The sequence below is a fragment of the Cardinium endosymbiont of Philonthus spinipes genome, from assembly GCF_964030745.1.
In the GTDB taxonomy this organism is placed as follows: domain Bacteria; phylum Bacteroidota; class Bacteroidia; order Cytophagales; family Amoebophilaceae; genus Cardinium.
Genome location: NZ_OZ034918.1, coordinates 550,069 through 575,326 on the forward strand (window position 1 = coordinate 550,069; position 25,258 = coordinate 575,326).

The window sequence follows — 25,258 nt, forward strand, 5'->3', positions numbered from 1 at the left end:
AATCAGCTTTAAGAGTTTGGCCTAAAAATCATTCGTTAGGAAACTATTTGGTTAGAGAATAGCCTTGGTTGAGTTTTTATGAACATTTTTTGAATTTTTCTTCCAATAATTTTGCGTTAAGTGGCTCTATATCAGACTGTGAAGGCCTACCGTCTATATTTTTTTTACACGGAGTTGCGCCATATGTTACTAAGAATTCAGCGATCTCTTCGAGTTTACGGTGTATAGCATACATTAGGGGTGTATTTTCCCTATTGTCTTGTTCATTCACATTCGCACCCTTACCCATTAGAAATACAATTGCAGTGAACGAGTTACTATTTACTGCTTCCATTAACAGGGTACGCCCTTCTTCATCTTTGGCATCTATATGCAGACCTTGATTAAGCCAATGTTCTATTCTTCCTGTCGAAAACCCATTCTTTACTATAATATCATCTATGATTTCCTGACTTAGGATAGTAATTGGTTTAATATTGGACAATTTTGGAGTATTCTTATTTCGTATAGTATTTGTATCCGACATAGAAGGCATAACTACAGAATTGGTACCATTTTTTAATACTGCAATTAGACCTACCGTAGGTAAGACTGTTGTAGCAGCTGTTGCCGCAGTTGCAATTGCATTTCCTACGTAGGCCATCGTTGTGTTTACTACTGGTGCTAGTGGTGCTCCATCAGCTACTACATTTGTCGTTCCGTTTCCTGGGAAGGGCATTGTTGTATTTGCCATTGTGGGCTCTGTGGTAGATTCTGATGGCACATTATAATATAAATACCATAACAGTCCTGTTATTACTGATGTTGCTGTTCCTGCTATTGTTGCATAGCAGCTTTTCGAGTTATACCATGAATCTTTATTAATAGAAGACCTATTATTAAGTTTCTTCATTTGATCCTTATATTGCCGCTCTAATTCCCTCTGTTTTTTTGTTTCTTTTGACTGACACAGCCCCATTCCTAGTGTTCGTTCTGTGTTTGCACAAGAAGCTAATGCATTGAAACTGATTAATCCGGCAAATAATCCCACTCTACAACGCATATATGTTTTTTTCATAATTATTGATTGGTTAATTGTATGCTAATAATCACTGCTAGGCGAAATTATTTTAATGAATTTTCCCCATATAAGCCTATCGATATTACTTCACCTGTTTAAGTGCAATAAGGCCAAATAGGCTAAAAAGCCCTTATATTAAATTAATTTAGAGGTAATGAAATCGATCTATTTACTTACCTTTTTACCCTTCTTCTATATTTAATAAAATATAGATACACTTCCAAGTTTTTTTAATAAGACCTTCTGCAAAACCTATTTCTAGTGGCAATTTTGGTGTCGAAGCTTGTCTATACTCTTCAAATACATCTAGTATGCTGCGGTGCTCGACTGCGCTTCTCCTAAAAATTGCTGATCACAAATAGCTTTTGCAGAAGGTCTATAGATGCCACATGGTTTTAGTTATTAACCCACAACAGGATACTATCTAGAGTAGATTTGTATAATTGTAAAAATTTGCATACCATCTGCTATAGGATAGATTATCAAAAATATAGCAGTTTCTAAGCTTAGCTCTATCTACTATGAATGATAACATAGGCTTTCGTGAAGCTTCACAGTATATATAGATAGACAATGAAAACAACAAAAAACAAAATCATACAGGATATAAAAATCTTAGCAACTACTCCATTATATTGCGTTGTATTCTTTTCGTTTGGATGTAAGTGGTTGGCAAATAAAAAAGAAGAGATGCGATTGATTAAATCACCCCCTAACCTGGATAAGCTAATAGATGAAGATGGTGTAGAAGATGAGGATACAGAAAATATAGATGAAGGTATCATCAACCCAGGTAGTGATCTATTGGAACAACCCAATGCGGAGGAACCAGCGGAGGAACCATCTGATATACCAGCAGAACAGCCAAACACGCCTGAAGCTGTTTTAGACAATAACAATACAACCAACCAAAAGCTTATCCCAGACGAAAATGGCAACCTTCAATCTAGTAATAGATTAGGTAAGTTAAATCAAGGCGTAAATGGTCAAAACCCAATACCACCAGAGGCTCCTAACAGCAATACCCATAATGGCAATAAGACCATGCTTTCGAACCCCAAAGTTGATAATGGACAATTAAACAATCTGCAAGGTAAAGGTAATCCTTTATCGTTGTCGAGTACAAACGGGCAACCGTCTAATTTGAAGGCTTCAATGCAACAGCTGGAAAATAGAATAAAGCCCAACACACCACTAGGTCAAAATCTATCACCTGAACTACAAGAATTGAAAAATAAGCTAGTTAGATTGAAAAGTCTAGCAGACGAAACACTCAGCAAACCAACAATAAATAAAACAGATAAGAAAAAGACAGGGGATAAGGAAACGATAGGGGTTTTCTTACAAGAAAATAATAGTATTAATGATATTCTAAATCGCCTCAAGGGTAAGTCGGAACAACAGAAGCAAAAACATGTACAAACTATTTTAAAATTAGTAGATATTTACATATCTAAGTTAGATAAGTTAAAGGAGAAATAGCTAAACGTTTCTTTTTCTAAAAAAGTAGCATCATAAAATGAAAGATAGTAATGCGATAATTGAGTCTTTTCAAAAGACTCTAAAACACTACATTTATGTACAAAACCGATAGATTATAATCTAGTTTTATATGTTATAGAATCTTAAAACGATAGGTCAACTGCTATTACATTATACCAACCCGCTGAAACGCTCCTAGATAATCTGATATGAATAGACATAAACTACCCATTGGGGTTAGGAACTTCCATAAGTTGGTAGCTAACGATTACCTTTTTTGTGATAAAACAGCTATGATAGCAGATCTATTGCGTAAAGGTGAGGAGGTTACTTTAATTACCCGTTCCCGTCGCTGGGGTAATTGGTAAGTTAGACGGTGGCGGGTACATTCAGCAGTATCAAGGAAAGTATCCTGTTATTATGATAAGTTTTAAGGATGTGAAGCTACTTTTTATGCCGAAGTGTTAGCTATTTTGATACAAAAAAGAGTAGCACATCGGAAGGGTTTTTCCATGGTCGTTTTGTCTTAGGAATGTTGGCAAGTTTGGGTATAACCCATTATATATGTTCCAATAGAGCAAGCGGCCTAGGTCGTTAATGTAAAGGAAGTAGCAGAAGTGGGTATTGCTTTTTCAGGGAAATCAGTTGTATCCGTTCACGCAATGGCGTCAACTTAAGAGATAAATATTAATTGACTATTAAATAGAATAGCATTTTTTACATGGAGTATTGGTATACGCAGCACTTATGGCCACCGATAAAAGATTTGGCGCGCAGTAAAAGCAATGAAATAATCTGTTTTTCAGCGGGAAAAACAGAACTTGCCCACTAATGTGGGCTTCAAACAGGCTGTTTTTCTAATCCGCTGAAAAACAGATTATTTAAAGACTTCCGCTTTACTGAAGCGCCGCATTCCTTTATCGGCGGCCACAATAGCTTTTCTTATCATTATCAGCCCCGCGTCTCCTTCGATAAAAAATGGCGCTCTAGTAAAACACCAACACCTGAGCGATATCTTTTTCAGCGGATTAGAAAATCGTTTGTTTGAAGCCCGCTTGCGGGCTGAGTTCACGATTTTCCCGCTGAAAAAGATATCGATTCAGCTATTTACTATCGGGCCAGGCTTTTTATCGAAGGAGATAAGGGGCCCAGCCACAGGCGTGTAATGAAGTTCCTTAAAAAACTAGAAAAAATGCGTTTTTAACCACAGTGCTGAGTAAAAAAATAAGATAAATTCCTTAAGTTGACGCCATTGAGTGGGCGGATGCAATCAGTTGTAGCTGCTTATGCCACCTATGACCTGGTGCATAATCAGGCTGGAGACATTAGACCTTCTGCAAAACCTGTTTCTAATGGAAATTTTGGTGTAGAAGCTTATCTATGCTCCTCAAATACATCTAGTATTCTGCGGTGCTCGACTGCGCTTCTCCTAAAAATTGCTGATCATAAATAGCTTTTTCAGAAGGTCTATTATGCTAACGGCTAAGTATAGACAGGAAGTGTGGGAGGAATGTTCACTTCCGGTATAAGGGTGATATCAAACTGATTTTTTACTTTTTGTTTGATGTGAGCAGCTAAATCGATAATATCTTTACCAGTAGCGCCTCCATAGTTTACCAATATAAGGGCATGCAAGGGATAAACACCTACATTGCCTATGCGTAGCCCCTTGCAGCCTGCTGCTTCTATCAGCCAGGCTGCTGATATTTTTATTTGTGCTTTATCTTCTCTGCTAAAAGCAATTAATGATGGATATTTTTGCTTAAGCCATGCATAGTGATCTATAGAGATTAAAGGATTCTGAAAAAAACTGCCTGCATTGCCCAACGTAGCAGGATCTGGTAGTTTTTGTCTGCGAATGGCGATAACTGCGTCACTGATTGCTTTAAATGACAACTGCTTAACTTCCATTTTGGCTAACATAGCTTGAATAGACTCGTATGCTATAGCATATTTTGTTTCTTTATGTAATGCTAGGGTAATGCTTGTAATTAAATATTGATGGCTCCATTTTGTCTTGAAAAAGCTGGTTCTATAGCCAAAGCCACATGCTGAGCCTTTAAAAATTACTTTTTGTCCCGTTGATAACTCAATTGCTTCAATCGTATCCACTACATCTTTAAGCTCTATGCCATATGCACCTATATTTTGTATAGGCGCGCCACCAACTGTTCCTGGAATCAAGGATAGGTTTTCTATCCCTCCATACCCTTTTCCTATGCAAAATAAGACAAGCTGATGCCAAACCACACCAGCTGCTGCTTTAACTAGGACTTTGTGGCAAGTTTCTGCTATTACCTCAATGCCAGATAATTGTACATGAAGTATACAACCAGGAAAGTCTTCTACAAATAGGGTGTTGCTACCACCACCTAGGATATAAAAATGGGTACGTCTTACATCTACTGTAGCATACAAATCCACTATATCTTTTAGGCTATTAAGCTGAATGTAGCCAGCTGCAAATGCTGAAACCTTAAAACTATTTAACGATTGCAAAGGGTAATGGGAACGCATCACACAAACAAGAAAAAATACCCACTTTAAAAAAAAATGCAATTATACGATGCACCCTACAGGTGAATAGCAAGATTAGTTATAGCTTATTTTTTTTAGTAAACTCAACCTCTTTTCTGGCTTCTAAATGGAAACTTAAGTGGAAGTTAGGTGTTAGAGCCTGGAATACCCATCCATTATGGCCTTTCCTAAAAATAGGAAAATCTATCGCAACTAATGCATAAGGTATATTTCTATTGGATAAGAATCTGCTTTTAAAATGCAGGTTTGCACCTATATTATCAAAACTTCTACCTATAGTATCAAAAGTAACCAGCTGACTGGTATTACAATACGCCTCAATCCATATTTTCTCTAAAAACCAAATAAGCGGTATGCCCCATTCTGGGTAGGCTAATGGCAAGCCATACGTTAGGTTTATGCGTTGTCCCCAACAAGTTGCATTACTATTTACTCTTTTAAACCGTTTAATAGCTGGATGTAAACTAAAATAGTGGTGGTTGCCAATTCCTGGAACGCGAAATAGAGCCTCCAGATATAGCATGCTTTCATGTCCTTTTAATAAGGTAAGATCCTTATTAGGATAATACAAACTCAGCTCAAGGCTTTGGTACCAGGGTGAATAAATATCCCTGTTACTTTTAGTTGATTCATTATGTATATTAAAAGTATACGTTTGACTATAACCTATTTTTCTATTTGTGGCACACTGCTCTAGATCAATTTCAGCCTTTAAATGTGCTGTGCCTGAAGTACTGCCTAAATTGAAGTAATATGGGAATTTTATACCTAAGTTTAATGTTGGTGTCCAATATGTGTCACTTATGTAATCTTTCGAAGGGATACATACAGGAACACCCTGAGGGCAAAGCAGTATAGGCCTAGGCGGCTGCTTTGATGCTTTTATATACTCAGTCAACACTGTACTTTTTCGCTTAATACCCTTAAGATCTAGGTCAAGGATTGGATAAGCAGTTATATATTTTATTTTTAACCCTAATTCACTTGTTCTATACCCATCTTCTCTAGTTACCTTAAATAGATTAAAATTTTGGTAAAAATAAGGGGTAATGTTCAGTTTATCCTTTAAGTCTACCAATTGAAAAAGCTTGATCTTGATTCCTCTATCACGCCAATTTGGCTCTTCTGCGTCTGGTCCAACTAGACTAAAATAGTCCTCTGAGAAGGAATGTTTGGTAATGGGATATTGATGGTTAGCGACTTTTGACAATATATCGCTATGCTGTTCTTGGGCAACCAATGGTTCATAATACCTTACAGATCTATCCTCTACCTCTTCTAGAGGTGTCCATAAAGTGGGGTCAAAAGGCATGGCAGCTATCTCCATCCCATTTTTACTATAATCATTGAAAATAAGCTGATTGTTTATAGGATGCACCATGCCTAAATAAGCCCCATATTTTCTTGAGGTCACTTGAAAACAAGCTTTTGTAGATAAATGCATTGCATAAATATTATCAATGCCATTGTAGGAGCTATTATAAAGCAAATAGTCTTTATAGATCTTAGGGTAGCTTCTATGCTCGTGGGTATAAGGCAAGAGTATTTCTTCCTTGCTTGTTGCTACATTAATGCGCAAAATACTATTTTGTTGGTTCTTGGTTTTTACCACTATGATGTGGTCTTCACCAGACCAACTGGGGGTTAAATAATACCCATTATCAGGATTAGCTATTTTTTTAACCACTTTGCCAGACTTTGTCTCTAAAATAACCAATAGATGGTTACCGGATGGGTCGGTTGTTACAGCAACCAGTTGCTGTGTATTAGGACTCATAGCTAATGCGGTATATCTGCTGCTTGAAACAAGGGTACGTCTTTTCTTTTGTTTAAAATCATAATGCTGCAAACGAATGGTTTGCGTATTCGCTTGCCAAGGGTGGTGGCATGGCTCTAACCAAGCTGCACATCCCTCCCCTATGGCAAAAGCAGCAGGTGGCAGACTGCTTTTTATAAAGTATAGTATGGTCTTGTCTTTTTGAAGCAAGGAGGATTTTTTTTTCGATGAAGCAGGGGCCATGTTCACTTGAACCAGTTGCGCACGTAAGCCTATACCTATTTTCCAAGCCATTAGGTTGCCCGATGTGTCCATAAATGGATTGTTGTAATCAAAACTGTCATTTGGTTTTTTTATGGTGAGCTGTGTTGCAGGCGTGATCTTTAATCCTTCTAACTGTTTTTGCCAACTCAGGCGCAGCTCTTGGTTCATTTCCTCGTATACTTTTGGTATCGACTTTTTGGTCACCTTTTTTACAGCATTGTGGAATCCAAAATAGGGTATACCGCGCATGGTTTTTTCAAAAATAGATTGGATGGCATGTGCACCATACTTTCTTCGAATATGTGTGGTAAAATAATAGCCTATGTGATAGTCAGATGCTAATTCATGTTTCAATGAACCAAAGATTTGTCTGCTGAAACTAACTTTGTCACGCTCTAGAAGGTTAACCTTATATATTTTTTCCCATCCAGGTAAGCGGCCTCGACCACTTTTTGAAAGCGCTGTTTCCATGCCAACTGCATCGCCTTCTTTGAAAAAGCTGTCCACGCCACATACAGCAACCACATTCCATGCAAAATAGGGAAGCTTGAGCCAAAAAGGTGTGCTATGGTATTCAATACTATGTTGTGCTGCATGTCTAAATTCATGTATACATACCATATCAAACCAATCCGCATTGCCGATAAAATAGGGATTAGAATAGTATAAGGTATCAAAATATATATGACGTGGAAGGGGTTTAAAGTATGCATTAAGCTCAGTAGACTGACTGTCAAGTATCAAACGAATGGGGCTGGGGTAAACGCCTAATGTTTTAGAGACAGGTTTATATATTGTTTCTAGCGTGTTGGCGATACGCTCTGCTGAGCTGGTCGAATTTGTGTCAAACAATATACTAAAATGAGGCGTTGCAATTTTCTGTATTGCTTGAACATGGGTAAAAAGGCCAAGTAATACAAAACATGAGTAATGGATAACGGCTATAAAAGCTTGCTGCTTCTTTTGTTTAGAAAAGATATAAATAAAATGGTGTACAAACATGTAATGTTATGGTTACATTTGACTTGTCAACTAGTTAACTAATAAAGTTAACTTTATGAAACTATACAAATTGTTCGAGTGCTATTTTCGTTTTGTATTTGCCTGAGGAGGCAACCCATCAATCATATTGGGCATCAAAAATTAGCTTTCGAAATCGGTCTGTTCATAAATTTATATGTTTTCTTGTTAGTTTTAAACTAAATTGGCATCATATAAAAAGATAAAAGACCTTCTGCAAAAGCTATTTGTGATCAGCAATTTTTAGGAGGAGTGCAGTCGAGCACCGCAGAATACTAGATGTATTTGAGGAGCATAGACAAGCTTCGACACCAAAATTGCCATTAGAAATAGCTTTTGCAGAAGGTCTAAAGAAGGATATATATTGATTTTATTGATTACTGAATAACATTAAACATGCAACCCTATATTTTTACTGAGATAGAAAAAAAATGGCAGAATAGATGGAAGACGCAAAAATCTATGATAGATCGTAGCTCCTTTATTGTTAAAAATGTACCCAAGTACTATATACTGAATATGTTTCCCTATCCTTCAGGATCAGGGCTTCATGTAGGCCACTATATGGGATACGTTGCTTCAGACATACTATCTCGTTACTATAAACATAGTGGGTATCATGTGATGAATCCCATGGGATTTGATGCTTTTGGCCTTCCTGCTGAGCAGCATGCTATTCAAACTGGTCAGCATCCTGCCATTACTACTGCAAAAAATATAGAAAAATATATCGCACAATTGGATCAAGTTGCCTTAGACTTCGACTGGGATCAATCGGTCAATACCAGTGAGCCTGCCTATTATAAATGGACACAATGGATATTTTTACAAATGTTTAATGGGTGGTACAATACTGCTACACAAAAAGCATCCCCTATTGAGACCCTTATTCAGGAATTTGATGGCCAAGGCAATACCAAAGTACAAGCTGCTTGTGATGAGCATACGCCTATTTTTTCGGCTGAGGAATGGAATGCATTTTCTGAAACAGAAAAACAAGCCAAACTGTTGCATTATCGACTCGCCTATCTAAAAGATAGCACGGTCAACTGGTGTGAAGCGTTGGGGACTGTTTTAGCCAATGAAGAAGTGAAAGATGGTGTTTCTGAAAGGGGTGGTTATCCAGTGGTACGCAAAAAAATGAAGCAGTGGAGTTTGCGTATGACTGCCTATGCAGAACGGTTGCTAGCCGATTTAGAGGGCTTAGATTGGCCGCTTTCTACTAAAGAGATGCAACGCAATTGGTTGGGTAAGTCTCAAGGCGCAGAAATTACCTTTAGAGTACAAGGTCAGCGAGGAGAGACCATTACCGTTTTTACTACAAGGCCTGAGACTATTTTTGGTGCCTGTTTTATTGCCTTAGCGCCTGAGCACCCTTGGGCTAGTTTTATGGCGCAGCAAACGGGCGATGCAGAACTGACTGCTTACATCGAACAAGCTAAAAATCGTTCAGAGCGCAGCCGTCTTGCAGAAGCTACCTTTTTAAGTGGTGTATTTGTAGGTGCTTGTGTCATACATCCTTTTACAGGTGCCCCATTGCCTATCTGGGTGGCAGATTATGTATTGGCCAGCTATGGTAGTGGTGCAATTATGGGTGTGCCTGCTCATGATAAACGGGATTATATCTTTGCTCAATCTTTTGATTTACTGATCTTGCCTGTAATAGAAAGCACCATGCTTGTAGAGGATGGGCCATATGAAGCGCCTACAGGTAGGATGATTAACTCTGATTTTCTAAATGGATTTTCTGTGCCGGAGGCTGCTGAAAAAGTTATGCAACAACTTACACAAAAAAGAATTGGAAGGCATAAGGTTAACTATAGATTACAAGATCCTATATTCAGCCGGCAGCGCTATTGGGGAGAACCTTTTCCAATATATTATAAGGAAAATGGCCTTCCTTATGCGCTTGCTCAGGATCAACTACCGCTTGTATTGCCAGAAGTAAGTAGTTATAAACCAAATAAATCTGGTGCGCCACCCTTGGGCAATGCATTGAATTGGTCTACACCAGAGGGATACCCCTTAGATCTCCATACAATGCCGGGTTGGGCAGGTTCTAGTTGGTACTTTTTGCGCTATATGGATCCTCATAATGCAGAAGCTTTTTTGAGTAAGGAAAAAGCTGCCTATTGGAAAGGGGTAGATTTTTATATAGGTGGCGCAGAACATGCAACTGGGCATCTACTTTATGCGCGCTTTTGGACCAAGTTGTTGTATGATTTAGGTTATATTGACATCAATGAGCCATTTCCAAAATTGCTCCATCAGGGCATGATTCAACAACTTACGGCAATAGTATATCGTTTAAAAGAGCAAAATATTTTTGTTAGTGCTGGCCTTATATCAAAATATGAGGTTATCCCTATGTATGTCCCAATAACATTTGTCGAAAAAGGTGTTTTAGATCTAAAAGCATTAAAAAATTGGCGGCCTGAGTTTGCGGATGCAGGCTTTCTGTTAGAGGAGGGTAAATATATATGTGGGGGTAAAATTGAAAAAATGTCTAAGTCTAAATATAACGTAGTTGATCCAGACAGGGTTATTGCGGAATATGGCGCAGATGCTTTGCGTTTGTATTTGATGTTTTTAGGGCCATTGGAACAGTCGAAACCATGGGATTTATCTGGTATAGAAGGAGCTTCCCGTTTTCTCAATAAGGCATGGCGTTTTGTGCACCATGCAAAAGTTTCGTGGGCAACCGCTGAACCGACGCATGAAATGGTTAAAATCATCCATCAGACCATTAAAAAGGTAACAGAGTCGATTCAAAAATGTTCCTTTAATACGGCTATAAGTAGTTTAATGATTTGCCTAAATAGGTTGTCAACCTTTGAAAAGGTTACGCAGTCTATGGTAGAAAATTTTATTTTGCTGTTGGAGCCTTTTGCGCCTTACATGGCTGCTGAGTTATGGGAAATGATAGGCAACACAGGTAATATTACAGAAGTGGCTTTCCCACTTTGGAATGAAACTTATTTAGAAGAAAAAAGTTTTGAATATGCCATTGCAGTGAATGGCAAGGTGCGTACTAAAATGGTTTTTAATTATGATGCATCCTCTATGGCTATAGAAAAAGCAGTATTGGCCAATGGTGTAATTCAAAAATGGATTGGAGGAAAATCACCTAAAAATGTGGTAGTTGTGCCCAATAAAATGGTAAATGTAGTGGTATAATAATGTATTGATACTATGGATATGCTATAGTGCTATACCTGGAAATAATTAATTCATAACTTTGATGGCATGAAAGACAGCAAAATGAAATATACTTGCCTATGCATCTCTTTATTTTTTTCGATACCTGTGGGTCTATGCCACGCAGACACTAAGGCAGGGGCAATAAAGGATGCGGAATTTGTAATTGAAAAACAAAAAAAGAATACAGTCAATCAGGAACAAAGGCTATTTTTTAAAGCACCCATGCGCACCGCCAAAAGCCTTAATAAGCCTTTGGCAACTGTAAAAACGCTGATGCTGGAAGATATAGTGTTTGATCCTGCAGCTGAAATGTATCTTCCCTTTCGTTTAGAAGCGCAAGGGAATACGTTTTCCTATAACCACTATTGTAGGTTGGGTATTGGTTCGTTGTTACTCCCTTATCTAGAGATTGCATTAGACAACTATCCCTTTGGGAAGGCGATTTGGTCGACTAACCTAGCTTTTGTGCCAGCGTTATGGAATAAAAAATCCACAGAAGCCTCAATTGCCTTACAAGGCAAATTTGGTGTGGGGTCATGGCTTTTGCAACCTGCTTTAAGTTACCAGCATGCTTGGCACAAATATAGCGATACAACAGCTCATACCTGTAGACTCCATCAGGGAAAGGGAAACCTATTGGTGAAGCAGGCCACTGAATCTTCCACCCAAGATGGGCAAGTAAGGCTGGGCCTACTGAATTATCATGATAAAAAAATAAACGAACAGCTGTTAATATTGACATATAGATGGCGCAAACAGTTGGATAACTGGTCTGTAAAAGTAACCAGCTATAACGATATAGCTGACTACACAAACGATAAAACCCAACAAGCACGTCTTATTTTTTCAGCAACCCCTAGTGTTTATTTGACGCTACCTAAGGCTATTCAGTTCAAAACTGGTTTAAGGATGGCCTATCATAATGATCCAATTCCTGGAAAGATACCTAGTTTTGATCTTTATCCTATGTTTAAAGTAAGTTGTGGGGTAGCAACTTGGTTCGCTCCTTATATAGGTATAAAGGGTATGGGCGTAGGTGGTAGTGTTGTGCCATTGCATCTACAGGATATAGTAGCCAAAAATCCTTTTATTGCTTCTAATGAGAAGTTATCGCACCGTTATCAATATTTCAAGCTATATGGTGGTAGTAAAGCTGTTGTTGCGCCCCATCTTGCTTGTCATCTACGTATAGTCTATCGACAGCTTAAACATCAATACAGAGTGGTTGCTGGTCCAGACCAGCAAATTAGCCTTAAATACAATCCAGGGGATTGTAATGTATTAAAAGCTACTGGACTGGTTGACTATAGTATACCCAACACACTACTCCATACCACCATCAAAGGAAGCTATTGTCGATATATGGATAATGGACCAGAGCCTATCTGGTGGTACCATAAGCCTCGATACAAATTGAAGCAAACACTCACCTATAGGCTGCATGAAAAAGTTTTATTAAATGGTAAGCTGCATCTACATGGCCCCACCATTATAAAAGACATAGAGGGTATTGCTACTGAGCTCAGAAGGGTTATACATCTTTCTTTAGGTATAGATTATTTGATCTCTGAAAGATTTACAGCATTTTTAATGGTTAACAACCTCCTAAATCGCAAACATATGGCTTATACCGGTTATCCTGATAAAAAAATCAACTTTACAGGTGGCCTACAATATAGATGGTAATTTATATATTATGATGGATAGCATTGCCCAACTACGGGAAAAAATTGAAAGTGCGATTATTCAAGATAAAGCAGCATTAGAAAGCTTTCGTCGCGATTTTATTAGTAAAAAAGGGCAAATAGCTGCTCTATTTGAAGCTTTCAAACAGCTCTCTACTGCAGAAAAAAAAACAATAGGTCCAGCCTTAAATGGTTTAAAAGATGCAGCAGAAAAGAAATTTAAAAGTGCAGCAAGCCTACTAGAATCGGCCACTTCATCCTCTACGGAACAGCCAGCTGTGGATGTAACCCTTCCTGCTTTTGGTCCCGTTATGGGTAGTCTGCACCCCTTGACCATTGTGCAAAACAAGATTATCTCTATCTTTCAGCGTATTGGTTTTAACCTTGCAGAGGGGCCAGAAATTGTAGGAGATTGGCATAACTTTAGTGCATTAAATTTTCCTGATAACCATCCTGCACGTGATATGCAGGATACATTTTTTGTGCAGCGTAATCCAGATCAGTTGTTGCGCACACACACCACTTCTGTACAGATTTCAACCTGTGCTGCCCAAAGCCCTCCCATTCGCTCTATTGCTGTGGGGCGTGTCTTTAGAAATGAGGCAATCTCTGCACGATCGCATTGTTTTTTTCATCAAGTGGATGGAATGTATATCCACACGGATGTTACCTTTAGTGACTTAAAAGGTACGATCTATCATTTTGTGGAGTCCATGTTTGGCAAGGCTACCAAGTTGCGTTTTAGAGCTTCTTATTTCCCTTTTACAGAGCCTAGTGCAGAAGTAGATATCAATTGTAGGTTGTGCCAAGGAAAGGGGTGTACCGTTTGTAAGCAAACAGGTTGGGTGGAGATATTGGGTGCAGGTATGATTGACCCTCATGTTTTAACCAATTGCCATATCGATCCCGAGCAATATAGTGGTTTTGCCTTTGGAATGGGCATAGAACGCATTGCGATGCTATGCTATCAAATTGATGATCTGCGGCTGTTTTCTGAAAATCATCTTGCCTTTTTACGTCAATTTACAGCTGGCTAAAACCTTAAAGGATTAATCTGGCTGGTTGGGACTGTTAAATTGTATGTATAAAATATATTTAGTAATATTCCATTATGCATAATTATGCAATGCTATATTTATTTTTTTAATCTTTTTAACTAGTTCTATATTTATGCAACGATTATACAGTATCCTATTTTTGCTATGCTCTTTAACTGGCTGTAATAAGGTATATAAACTAGGGATGTGTCGGGCAAAAGAGCAAAGTGGTTCTTTCTTGGGCCAACTTTTGAGTGGGAGCTTCGGATGGGCGATAAAGAGAGCGGGATCCAGTGGGCAAAGGTATCAGCTAGTAGATGAGACGGAAGCATCTAAGTCTACACTTTTTAGGTGTTTAGCATGTGGATTTTATTGTGAAGGTCCTAATTATGAGATTGATCAATGCATCTTGGTGCATTGTTGCAGCAATAACGATTGCAAAAAGTGTTTAATAAAATATCGATGTGGATGTGCGCGTAGGTGTAGTAAGGGAAAAAGGTACTGTACCAAGTGTTGTGGCTGCAGCAAGTCTCATTCCCGTTAGCAAATGAGCGTTATGGCTGCTGATAAAAAATTGACGTTTCAGTAAACTGTAGTATTTGCAATATCTGTTTTTAAGCATTTTTACTGTGTATCCAATTTCTTATTGGAAGACACAAATCTGTTCTATTTTCTCTGATTTACAATAAATTTATTAAAATTAATCTATCTATTTGCTCTATTATATTGCATATATAAAATATATTTAGTATTATTCAATCATGGGTAATTATGCAATACTATATTTATTTTTTTAATCTTTTTAACTAGTTTGACCATGCAGTGGCTATATAGCGCAATATGGGTATTGTTGCCTCTGATTGGCTGTAATAAGGGGCATCAGATGGGTATGTATTCAGGGGAACAATCTGAAGAGACTAATAGTGAAAAGAACAATAATGGATCATATTCTCAAGGGGGCTTTTTGCGTAGATGTGACTATAAGTGTAAAGAATGTGAGTTTTATTGTGAAGGTCCTGCTCAAGAGGTTATGGTTAGTCGGGAGGCTCATCGTTGCACCAAGCGTGGTTGTACAAACTGTTTAGAACTGCATAAATGTAAATGTTCTAAGTATGCTATTCGTAGCAGTAATAATAAGAAAGTGCGTTGTAATAAGTGTTGCCGTTGTTCCAAATCTCGTTTGGTTTTTTTTTCTAAAAAAAAATCCTCAAGAACCAATGGAGATGGGGACGACTGTAGATCTACCAAAAGAACCAACGGAGATGGGGACGACTGTAGATCTACCAACACCGATATGACACTACTATAAGTAGCTTTTAAACCAACAAAGCGATTAAGATGCAATGGTGGGTGGTAGTTGTGATATGGACATAACGCAGGTATGCGTTCAATGCTATGGCCATAGTAGAAAAATGCCCCTGTAAAAAGTTTCGAAATAGAACCCACCCCTTGCAGATGATTAGGAAAAACAGATTCCTTTGAAGCCCGCGCAGCGGGCGACTTCTGTTTTTCCATCTGTAAGGGATGGGTTCCGGAACTTTTTACCGAGGGCTTGATTTTTTGTCCACTTTCTTATCAAGAAAAAAGTGGAATAAAATTCATTATTAACCAGTGACGTGAATAGATACAATTAACAAGAGGGTAGTTTGCGATTGGGATGCGCTGCTACAAATTGCGACCAGCTTTTGGGCTTAACAGGGGAAGATAGGCGTTGTTGACTATGGCATAAAGCTATGGCTAGTGCATCTGAAGCGTCTAAGAAATTCGATAGGGTGGATAGGTTAAGCAGATGGCCCACCATAGTAGCTACTTGTTCCTTTGAAGCATTGCCATTTCCGGTAACCGCTTGTTTGACTTTACGTGGTGCATATTCCGTAACAGGTATTTCACAAGCTAAAGCTGCTGCAATGGCTACCCCCTGTGCCCTGCCTAACTTAAGCATAGATTGTACATTGGCTCCATAGAAAATCGACTCAATCGCTACTTCATCTGGTGCATGTTTTTGCAACAATGCCATCATATGCACATAGATATGGCGCATCCGTAACATATGGTCTTTGAACTTTTTTAATTGGAATACGCCATGTTCTATTAGCTTGATCGCATTGCCCACTTTCGCTTCTTGAATGATACCGAAGCCCATAATGACACTTCCAGGATCTAGTCCTACAATAATTCTTCCGCGCATAGATTTGTTTCGTTCAAATATCTTGAAATAAAGTTGACAATTGCCTAAATTAGTCGGGCATTGGTTTCGTAGTTCAACGGATAGAATAGAAGTTTCCTAAACTTTTGATGCAGGTTCGATTCCTGCCGAGACCACTTTATTCTATTAGACTTTGTTTGTTACCTATCAGGTAGGTTCGCCTCTACTCTAAGGTTGTGAATAATAAAATTCCGTCGCTCTGGCGTGTTTTTGCCCATATAAAAAGCCAATAAATCTTCTAAGGGCCTCTTGGAAGCTGGTGTTACAGGTACCAGTCGCATTCTTGCTCCTATAAAATGTCCAAACTCATCGGGAGATATTTCTCCTAGTCCCTTAAAACGGGTAACCTCAGATTGGCTACCCAGTGCTTTTATGGCTACTTCTTTTTCCGCTTCGTTGTAACAATAATGGGTCGTTTTTCTATTGCGTACCCTGAAAAGAGGTGTTTCCAATATATAAAGATGACCACTATATACTAGTTCTGGAAAAAATTGTAAAAAATAGGTTAATATCAGCAACCGGATATGCATGCCATCTACATCTGCATCTGTAGCAATAACAATTTTGTTATAACGCAAGCCATCTAGTCCGCTGGCAATGTTTAAAGCATGCTGCAATAGATTAAACTCCTCATTTTCATAAACCAATTTCTTAGATTGTCCAAAGCAGTTTAATGGCTTGCCACGTAATGAAAATACAGCTTGTGTTTCAACACTACGGGATTTCGTAATAGAGCCGCTTGCAGAATTACCTTCTGTAATGAAAATAGTACTATGCGTGCGCTTGGGATGTTTAGAGTTAAAATGAATATGGCAGTCCCTTAATTTTTTATTATGCAGATTGGCCTTTTTTGTTTTTTCATGGGCTAACTTTTTAATGCCAGCGATTTCTTTGCGTTCACGTTCAGACTGTAGAATGCGTTTTTGTAAAGCTTCAGCTATAGAGGGATTTTTGTGTAGATAATTATCTAATTCATTTTTAATAAAAGCAATAATAAAGCTACGAATCGTTGGCCCTTCGGGGCCCATCTGTTGGGAGCCAAGTTTTGTCTTGGTTTGGGATTCAAAAATAGGTTCTTGGACCTTAATGGCAAGGGCAGCGATGAGTCCAGCTCGGATGTCTGTGGTATCAAATTCCTTTTTATAAAAGGCCCGTACGGTTTGTACAATGGCTTCCTTGAACGCATTTAAATGGGCCCCTCCTTGAGGGGTAAATTGCCCGTTGACAAAAGTATAATAGACCTCGCTAGAGAGTGTGTGGTGGTGTGTAAGGGATAGTTCAATATCCTGTTTTTTAAAATGGATGATTGGGTAAGCATAGCTCTCAGCAGTTGTTTTAGCTTGTAATAAATCAAGCAGTCCATATCGAGAATGGTATTTTTTACCATTTAGGTTAAAAATAAGCCCTGTGTTTAAGAAAGTGTAATGGGCTATTTGTTCTTCTATAAATTGGGGTACAAAAGAAAATTGTTTAAAAATAGTATCGTCTGGTTTGAATACAACATGGGTGCCATTGGGTTCATTAGTAGCTAGGATAGTTGATTCTTCCACCAATACTCCAGCAGAAAAAGTGGCTGATTTGGTTAACCCATCTCGAAAAGATTGCACTTTGCAATAGGATGAAAGCGCATTCACTGCTTTTATACCCACTCCATTCAAACCTACAGATTTTTGAAAAGCTTGGCTATCATACTTGCCTCCTGTATTAATTTTGGCTACACAGTCTACTACTTTACCCAATGGAATGCCTCTGCCAAAGTCTCGAACAGAGACCTGATGGTCATTGGTTATTTTGATTTCAATTTTTTTGCCATAGCCCATTACAAATTCATCTACACTGTTATCAATAACCTCTTTGAGCAGTATATAGATGCCGTCGTCTGGAAGGCTACCATCCCCCAACTTTCCAATATACATACCGGGGCGCAGCCGAAGGTGTTCTTGCCAAGCTAGGGAGCGGATGTTAGCTTCTGTATAATCAGGAGTGGCCATATAGACTTTATAATATATCTAGATAGATGGGTTAAGGTACCAAACTTTACCTATGGTTGCAATGGATCATCCAAGGCAAGACGCTCTATGGTTGCAATCAAACTTTTAGTTGCTTTTGTGAAATGGCTAAAGTCTATTGTGTCTACTGTATCAGTTGTTTGATGGTAATGAGGATTTCTAAAATTAGCTGTATCTGTAATCATAAAAGCAGGAAATCCTTCTAAAGAAAAGGATCCATGATCAGATCGGTAAACATTTGGTAGCCATCCAGGTAAAGCGATAGCATGTATAGTGGTGGACTTAGGACCTATTTTTTTATAACATGACATCCATTTCTTTTGAAATGGCTTTGACTTTAAGTCTCCAAGTATCATTAAAAAATTCCCTCGATTTCCATAAAAATATTTTAACCATTTCAGATACCAAGGATAGATTTGACTATTTGGTTCGTTAGAGAAATAACTAATGCTTTCAAGCGATATCATACCTGTAATTTTTTCGCCCCTTTCTTTTGCTTGCTTGGCATATTGTACACTGCCCATATTGCTACCAAAAAACTTTTTAGTTTTAGGATCTACGCTATAAGGACATTCTTCATTCGGGAAGGCTACTAATTTTATAGTACGCTTAATTTTGTTCTGATCCAGGTTATGCAAATGTCTTGCAATTTCTAATAAGACAGCGATGCCCGAGCCATTATCATCTGCCCCTGGACTTGAGCGAACCGTATCGTAGTGGGCCCCAATTACAATATATTCGAGAGCTCTGTTATTTTTTGCCTCCATATCATTCGATATACTTTCATTACATGGAATGACTACTTCTATATTTTGTACATCAAATTGTTGATCTTTATACGTTGCACTGTAGGTAGTTGTATTTGGCTGTAATCCAGATTCTTTAAGGGCATTAATAATGTATTGAGCCGTTTGGCATAGTCTTTGGTAATAGAATGGGTTTTCTATGTTGCGTGGACCAATTTTTGATAAAACCGTTATATGCTCTTTTAGCTGCTCCTTGAGCGTTTCGTCTATAGGCATTTTTTTATTTTCACTTATAAGTCTATCTACAGGTAAGCTACCGGTTGGTAGGGCGTTCGAAGTAGTGACGCTACATCCAATTAATAATGCTGCAAAATAAAAAGAATATTGAACCTTATCGTTAAATATATTCATAAAACGTTTGCTAGTAATAATTAGCCCTTCAGGGCTCTCCAAAACGGCAAGATAATGAATTATATTTTTTACAGAAAGTTTGTGCCTATTTACAACCAGTCTAGGTGCAACCCCAGATTCTCTTTCTTTATTCCATGCTGTATGTATCCATCAATTTGGGTTGGAATCGTATTTATTTTTTAATATATTCTTACTAATAATCAAGCAAATAGTATAAAAATACCTAGCACTCATTATGTCTCTTATTTAGATGCAACACCATAAATGCAGCCTGCTGCATAGGCTTTCTATATATGATTTTATAGTTCGCTGAACAATAGATTGTTTAAAGACTTTCGCTTTACTGAAGCGCCGCATTCCTTTATCGGTGGCCATAATAGCTTTTCTGATCATTATCAGCCCCGCGTCTCCTTCGATAAAAAATGGCGCTCTAGTAAAACACGAACACCTGAGCGATATCTTTTTCAGCGGATTAGAAAATCGTCTGTTTGAAGCCCGCTTGCGGGCTGAGTTCACGATTTTCCCGCTGAAAAAGATATCGATTCAGCTATTTACTATCGGGCCAGACTTTTTATCGAAGGAGATAAGGGGCACAAATACAAGCGTGTAATGCAGCTCCTAGAAAAACTAGAAAAAATGCGTTTTCAATCACAGTGCTGAGTAAAAAATAAGACAAATTCCTTAAGTTGACGCCATTGAGGGTTCACTGATGATACCAATAGCCGTTAATTGTATGCTGGTATGTATAATGGCATTCAGAACACTTAAAATACCTGTAGTGATTCTAACGAATCTACCATATACACCCATGAGTTCTCCAAGCGTTAAACAATTAGAAAAATAGACCATTTTAGGAACAATAAAGAGCGCTCTAATCATATAGGCAATGGGAGAGAGGCAATAGAAATATTAACAATAATGCCTTTGTTGAATACAGCAGCAGCATCACTCAAGACACTGCCTGCACCTATATCAGTAGCCAAGTAAGTAGCAACTAGGGGAATAACTCCATACATCTTATCGGAAATAGTGTATTCTTTCATAGTTTTAGAGCCTTTGCCTGCAAATAGTCCTATAAAAAAAGTAACTAATAAAAAGATGTATATGATGACATGGTCTAGGTCTGCGTAGTTCATTTTGGTAAATTTTTATGTTTATCTAGTGATAGATGCATTGCTTAGTAATTTAGTTTAGTTAAAGTAGAAAAAGATAATCGTTATGGCTTTTTTATATACCATTAATGGAATTTCTGGTACTCCTAGACAAAAAATAACAAACTATATAATGGAGTATTTTAAAAAAAAGGGGGAAAGAATAGCTTGCATAGCTGACCCGAAGGGATCTAACTACAGCCAGTTAGCTAATAACATAGTCGTACATCATCATATAGCGTTGTCTGCTTTTACAGAAGCGTTGCTTTACCTTACCTGTAGCAAAGAAATATTTGATCAGGTTGACTGGAATCACTACGATATAATAGTTTCTAAAGGTTCCTTTTTAGAAACATTTGGCTATCAAAATCAGCTAGCTGATTGGGAACTGGAAGAGGCTAGAAAAATATTTTTCCTATTTGCTAAACATATTAGGCATACGTATCCTTTCCTTTCTATTATACTTACAGAAGATTATATAGCAGCAAAAAAACGTGCTGGAAAAAAGTTTGAATACAAAGGTGAGCAAGAAAAATACTTAATCGATTCGGATCGTTTTCTGCGGATTAAACAACATCCTATTATTCAAGAGATAGGTATCAAATTGGTTAATGTTGAAATAAAAAGCAGAGATCCATGGAAAGTGTTTCAAGAAAAGATAGAACCTATTTTACATGCTCGGCCTATGTTGTGATACTTCAACTTTTTTATTGAACTGGGAAGTGTTCGCAAAATGTCATCAGCTTAAGGTTAATATTTTATTGATTACCACCTATAATAGTATATTTTTTAGATTTGCTTTTTTATTTATTATTTTAAATTTTGAGTTTTGATTTTGTTATAGCATAAAAAAGTATAAAATTCATTTTATCCATCAAAACCACAGCTTGGTTAATAATCACTTTATTTTAACGATATTTGCTGCTAAGATATAAGCTTTTTGCTGAGGGATTGATTTTTTGTCCACTTTTTTATCAAGCAAAAAGGGGGATAAAAATACATTATTAACCAGTGATGTGAACAAATACAAGTTAAGCACCCTTTGCAGGCAAAAGGTGCATCAAATAAATGAATAAACCATGGTGTCTTCAGCTACAGCTAATGCGAAACCTTCTTTTTCGCCTATTGATACAGCAGATCTTTCCCCTTTTTATGCACAGTGGTATGAGATGATGTTGCTTCTGCGTAAATTCGAAGATAAGGCTGCCCAGCTTTATGGGCAGCAAAAGATTCGAGGGTTTTGTCACCTTTATACAGGGCAAGAGGCTTGTATCGCTGGCGTTGTTACAGCCTTGCGCCAAGGGGATAAATACATTACAGCTTATCGTGACCATGCCCATCCAATTGCATTGGGGAGTAGCCCGAATCATGTCATGGCAGAGTTGTATGGTAAAGCTACTGGTGTTTCTAAGGGATATGGAGGGTCTATGCATATGTTCGATAAACACTGTCATTTTTTAGGTGGCCATGGCATTGTTGGTGGCCATGTGCCTTTAGGGGTGGGTATTGCCTTTGCTGAGCAATATAAAAAAACAGACAATCTTTGTATTACCTTTATGGGCGATGGTGCGTTGCGTCAGGGTGCGGTCCATGAAGCCTTCAATTTGGCCATGCTGTATAAACTACCCATTATTTTTGTTATTGAAAATAATGGGTATGCTATGGGTACTTCAGTAGAACGGAGTTCTAATGTCACGGAGCTCTATCGACTGGGCAGCAGTTATGCTATGGATGCAGAACGCTTAGATGGATTATGTGTAGAAGCAGTACACCGTGCTGTACAGCGAGCAGCCGTAAAAGCTAGAAGTGGTGTGCCCACTTTGTTGGAACTGGTAACCTATCGTTATAGAGGCCATTCCATGTCTGATCCTGCTGCCTATCGTACAAAGGAAGAGGTAGAAACCTATAAAGGGCAAGATCCCATCCTTAAGCTTAAAGCATTGATGCTAGAAAAGCAAGTTGCGGATGAAGCAGCCCTGGAAGCCATTGACAAAAAAGTAAAGGATCAAATTGCGCAAGCAGTTGCTTTTGCAGAGGCTTCTGCCTTTCCAGATCCAGCAACTGTTTATGATTATGTGTACAAACAGATTGATTATCCATTTCTTCAATATTAAATCTTATGAAAATAATAGACATTAATAGTATCCCTAGAAATATTTCAGAAGACAAGCCGGACCAAGAAATCGTAGCTGTGCTCAAGCGAAATAGACGAAAATGGTATATCGTTGGCTTTACTGCTGTTTTGCTTGCAGCAGCTGCTTGCTTTTGGTTTTTTTATGTAAGGGAAACAAGAAATTTAAAAGCGCAGGATGATGTGTTTCAAGCGATTTATGCTTTTGAAGCAGGTGATTTTGATAAAGCGTTAAAAGGGGATGGGCCACACAAAGGCTTTTTGGAAGTCATTAAACAATATCCTTATACTGCAACAGCCAATTTAGCCTGTTTTTATGCAGGAGTTGCCTATATGCACCAAAAGGAATATGATCAAGCAATCTCTTTTTTAAGTAGATTTAAGGCTAGTGATTTTATCTTACAAGCCCGTGCTTGGTGTGTAATGGGTGATGCCTATAGTGAACAAAAAAACCATAAGCAAGCGGCTGTTTATTACATGAAGGCTGCTCACTATAAGGAAAATAATGTATATACCCCTGGCTACTTGGTTAAAGCAGCCATTGCTTTTGAAGCAGATAAACAATATAAAAATGCCTATAATTGCTATCAAGAGATTGTAGAAAAATATCCAACTTCACAATATGGTAGTGGGTTGGCCATTAAGGAAGCCAGTCGCCTCTCTGCTCTTTTATAGTTAGACTAGATTTTATTGCACTTATGCACAAACGGTGGGTGATTCAATCTGTTAAAGCGTCTGATCGGGTAGCAGGATTAGAAAATGTGCTAGGCACCCCCTCTGCGATTTCAGCTATTTTAGTGCATAGAGAGATAGAAACTTTTGAAGCAGCCAAACATTTCTTTCGCCCCTCTTTAGCGCAGTTGCATGATCCCTTTTTAATGCAAGGCATGGAGCAAGCAGTAGCCCGTTTGCAGCAAGCGTTAAGCAGAAAAGAAAAAATATTAATTTATGGTGATTATGATGTAGATGGTACTACAGCTGTAGCGATGGTCTATAGTTTTCTGCAATCCTTACCTGGTGCAACGGTAAGTTATTATGTACCAGACCGCATGACAGAGGGTTATGGCGTTTCCATGCAAGCCATAGAAAAAGCATACCAGGATGGTATTCAACTGATCATTACCTTAGACTGTGGTATAAAGGCTTATACCTCCATTTCGCGGGCCGTTGAACAGGGTATAGATGTAATTGTTTGTGACCACCATGAAGTAGGAGACAGCTTACCACCAGCTTATGCTATTTTAGATCCAAAACAGTCAGGTTGCGCTTATCCCTTTAAAGAGCTATCAGGCTGTGGTATAGGGTTTAAACTATTACAAGCTTTTTGTAAGCAATCTGGATTAAAGCCTGACATCCTTTATAAATATTTAGACCTTGTAGCGGTGAGCACCGCTTGTGATATTGTTCCATTGGTAGGTGAAAATAGGATTTTGGCTTATTTTGGCATTAAACAATTAGAGACCAATCCCTCTCCAGGGTTGCAAGCATTAAAGGAACTGGCATTCTTTGCCACCACAATTACCATTTCTGACATTGTTTTTAAAATAGGTCCACGGATTAACGCTGCTGGACGCATGAGCCATGCCTCTTTGGCTGTGCAGTTACTTGTAGAGCAAGATGCAGTAAAAGCCTATCATTTAGCCCAGTCTATTGATCAGCAAAACCTCCTGCGCCAATCGCTTGATCATACCATTACACAAGAGGCCTTGGTTATGATAGAAAATGCCCCCCCTCAAAGCAAAAGCAATGTGCTTTTTAATCCAGACTGGCATAAAGGTATTGTTGGTATTGTAGCATCCCGTTGCATTGAGCAGTGTTACAGACCTACTGTGATTTTAACGCTTTCTGATGGACAGGCTACTGGTTCTGCTCGTTCGATACCTGGCTATAATATTTATGAGGCGATTTCTGCTTGTAGCCCGCTTTTACATCAATATGGTGGCCATGCGTTTGCTGCAGGCCTTACTATGCCACTAGCGCATATGGCTAAATTCCAGCAAAAATTTGAGGAAGTAGTATCCGAAACCATAACGGATGAGCTGTTGATGCCGCAGCAAATCATTCATGCCCTGATTCCATTTCAGGCCATTACGCAAAAATTTGTAAACATTTTGATGCAAATGGCCCCCTTTGGTCCAGGAAATGCCACGCCAGTATTTGCCAGTGAAAAAGTTTATGCCCGTACCTTTCATGTGATGAAAGGCAAGCATCTTAAAATGGAATTATATCAGGTAGATTGTGCACAATCTTATGAAGCGATAGGGTTTGGGTTAGGAAGCTATTTTCCGCTCGTTTCCAATAAAAAACCATTTTCAATAGCCTATACTATAGGATACAATTATTACTTAGGTAATAAATCCCTACAACTTATCATAAAGGATATTAAACAAGCAGCATATGTTGCCTGAATGGATAGATGAGCCTATACTAGGCACCATTCTGGCAACATTGCCTACAAATTTAGTAGTATCCATTCACGCCTCTGGCTGGCCGCCTTATCTCCTTCGATAAAAAGTCTGGCCCGATAGTAAATAGCTGAA

At 38.3% G+C, this 25,258-nt stretch carries 19 protein-coding genes and 1 tRNA gene; 11 read left to right on the plus strand and 9 right to left on the minus strand.

Annotation, left to right across the window (positions count from 1 at the left end; translation table 11 throughout):
- Positions 1 to 76: 76 nt before the first annotated feature.
- Entirely contained in the window at positions 77 to 1,057 is a 981-nt protein-coding gene (locus AAHM81_RS02395) for an ankyrin repeat domain-containing protein (RefSeq protein WP_342264924.1), read from the minus strand.
- 576 nt (positions 1,058 to 1,633) lie between these two features.
- Between AAHM81_RS02395 and AAHM81_RS02400 the strand changes: the two genes are divergently transcribed.
- From AAHM81_RS02400 to AAHM81_RS02410, 3 genes are all read left to right on the plus strand, one after another.
- Positions 1,634 to 2,542 carry a hypothetical protein gene (locus AAHM81_RS02400; protein WP_342264925.1) on the plus strand — a complete coding sequence of 303 codons (909 nt, stop codon included), beginning with the start codon at positions 1,634 to 1,636 and terminating at the stop codon, positions 2,540 to 2,542.
- A gap of 209 nt (positions 2,543 to 2,751) precedes the next feature.
- Positions 2,752 to 2,910, plus strand: coding sequence for an AAA family ATPase (locus AAHM81_RS02405; RefSeq protein ID WP_342264926.1), 159 nt, complete (start codon positions 2,752 to 2,754; stop codon positions 2,908 to 2,910).
- A gap of 896 nt (positions 2,911 to 3,806) precedes the next feature.
- Entirely contained in the window at positions 3,807 to 3,995 is a 189-nt protein-coding gene (locus AAHM81_RS02410) for a hypothetical protein (RefSeq protein ID WP_342264927.1), read from the plus strand.
- A gap of 29 nt (positions 3,996 to 4,024) precedes the next feature.
- Here the strand turns inward: AAHM81_RS02410 and murB are convergent, their stop codons facing one another.
- On the minus strand, positions 4,025 to 5,041 hold the full coding sequence (gene murB / locus AAHM81_RS02415) for a UDP-N-acetylmuramate dehydrogenase (protein WP_342264928.1): 1,017 nt from the start codon (positions 5,039 to 5,041) through the stop codon (positions 4,025 to 4,027).
- A 97-nt stretch (positions 5,042 to 5,138) separates the two neighbouring features.
- Positions 5,139 to 8,123, minus strand: coding sequence for a hypothetical protein (locus AAHM81_RS02420; protein WP_342264929.1), 2,985 nt, complete (start codon positions 8,121 to 8,123; stop codon positions 5,139 to 5,141).
- Between the two features lie 414 nt (positions 8,124 to 8,537).
- On the opposite strand from AAHM81_RS02420, the gene leuS reads away from it, so the two are divergent.
- The 3 genes from leuS to pheS all read left to right on the plus strand — a co-directional run bounded on the left by leuS (position 8,538) and on the right by pheS (position 14,064).
- The gene (gene leuS, locus AAHM81_RS02425; protein ID WP_342264930.1) at positions 8,538 to 11,318 is read left to right on the plus strand and encodes a leucine--tRNA ligase; all 2,781 of its coding nucleotides are present in this window, start codon (positions 8,538 to 8,540) and stop codon (positions 11,316 to 11,318) included.
- Between the two features lie 84 nt (positions 11,319 to 11,402).
- Positions 11,403 to 13,028: a hypothetical protein gene (locus AAHM81_RS02430; RefSeq protein ID WP_342264931.1), complete on the plus strand. Its 1,626-nt coding sequence runs from the start codon at positions 11,403 to 11,405 to the stop codon at positions 13,026 to 13,028.
- Positions 13,029 to 13,038: 10 nt separating this feature from the next.
- On the plus strand, positions 13,039 to 14,064 hold the full coding sequence (gene pheS / locus AAHM81_RS02435) for a phenylalanine--tRNA ligase subunit alpha (RefSeq protein ID WP_342265759.1): 1,026 nt from the start codon (positions 13,039 to 13,041) through the stop codon (positions 14,062 to 14,064).
- Between the two features lie 1,047 nt (positions 14,065 to 15,111).
- Here pheS and AAHM81_RS02440 read toward each other — a convergent pair.
- Positions 15,112 to 15,579 (minus strand): hypothetical protein, encoded by a 468-nt coding sequence (locus tag AAHM81_RS02440; protein WP_342264932.1) that lies wholly within the window; start codon positions 15,577 to 15,579, stop codon positions 15,112 to 15,114.
- Between the two features lie 115 nt (positions 15,580 to 15,694).
- On the minus strand, positions 15,695 to 16,252 hold the full coding sequence (gene ruvC, locus AAHM81_RS02445) for a crossover junction endodeoxyribonuclease RuvC (protein ID WP_342264933.1): 558 nt from the start codon (positions 16,250 to 16,252) through the stop codon (positions 15,695 to 15,697).
- A 62-nt stretch (positions 16,253 to 16,314) separates the two neighbouring features.
- Between ruvC and AAHM81_RS02450 the strand changes: the two genes are divergently transcribed.
- Positions 16,315 to 16,386: transfer RNA gene (locus AAHM81_RS02450), tRNA-Arg, on the plus strand.
- Positions 16,387 to 16,410: 24 nt separating this feature from the next.
- Here AAHM81_RS02450 and AAHM81_RS02455 read toward each other — a convergent pair.
- The 4 genes from AAHM81_RS02455 to AAHM81_RS02470 form a co-directional block, all read right to left on the minus strand.
- On the minus strand, positions 16,411 to 18,261 hold the full coding sequence (locus AAHM81_RS02455; protein WP_342264934.1) for a DNA topoisomerase IV subunit B: 1,851 nt from the start codon (positions 18,259 to 18,261) through the stop codon (positions 16,411 to 16,413).
- Between the two features lie 50 nt (positions 18,262 to 18,311).
- Positions 18,312 to 19,436: a M28 family peptidase gene (locus AAHM81_RS02460; protein WP_342264935.1), complete on the minus strand. Its 1,125-nt coding sequence runs from the start codon at positions 19,434 to 19,436 to the stop codon at positions 18,312 to 18,314.
- A 681-nt stretch (positions 19,437 to 20,117) separates the two neighbouring features.
- Entirely contained in the window at positions 20,118 to 20,315 is a 198-nt protein-coding gene (locus AAHM81_RS02465; protein ID WP_342264936.1) for a hypothetical protein, read from the minus strand.
- A complete protein-coding gene (locus tag AAHM81_RS02470; RefSeq protein WP_342264937.1) occupies positions 20,312 to 20,572 on the minus strand; it encodes a hypothetical protein in 261 nt (86 codons plus the stop codon). The genes AAHM81_RS02465 and AAHM81_RS02470 overlap by 4 nt, the downstream gene beginning before the upstream one ends.
- An 82-nt stretch (positions 20,573 to 20,654) precedes the next feature.
- On the opposite strand from AAHM81_RS02470, the gene AAHM81_RS02475 reads away from it, so the two are divergent.
- The 4 genes from AAHM81_RS02475 to recJ all read left to right on the plus strand — a co-directional run bounded on the left by AAHM81_RS02475 (position 20,655) and on the right by recJ (position 25,126).
- Complete coding sequence (locus tag AAHM81_RS02475; protein WP_342264938.1) at positions 20,655 to 21,281, plus strand: hypothetical protein; 627 nt, start codon at positions 20,655 to 20,657, stop codon at positions 21,279 to 21,281.
- Positions 21,282 to 21,666: 385 nt separating this feature from the next.
- Positions 21,667 to 22,701, plus strand: a complete 1,035-nt coding sequence (gene pdhA, locus AAHM81_RS02480) for a pyruvate dehydrogenase (acetyl-transferring) E1 component subunit alpha (RefSeq protein WP_342264939.1) — start codon at positions 21,667 to 21,669, stop codon at positions 22,699 to 22,701.
- 5 nt (positions 22,702 to 22,706) lie between these two features.
- Positions 22,707 to 23,393 (plus strand): tetratricopeptide repeat protein, encoded by a 687-nt coding sequence (locus tag AAHM81_RS02485; protein WP_342264940.1) that lies wholly within the window; start codon positions 22,707 to 22,709, stop codon positions 23,391 to 23,393.
- Between the two features lie 23 nt (positions 23,394 to 23,416).
- Entirely contained in the window at positions 23,417 to 25,126 is a 1,710-nt protein-coding gene (gene recJ / locus AAHM81_RS02490; RefSeq protein ID WP_342264941.1) for a single-stranded-DNA-specific exonuclease RecJ, read from the plus strand.
- Positions 25,127 to 25,258 lie beyond the last annotated feature (132 nt).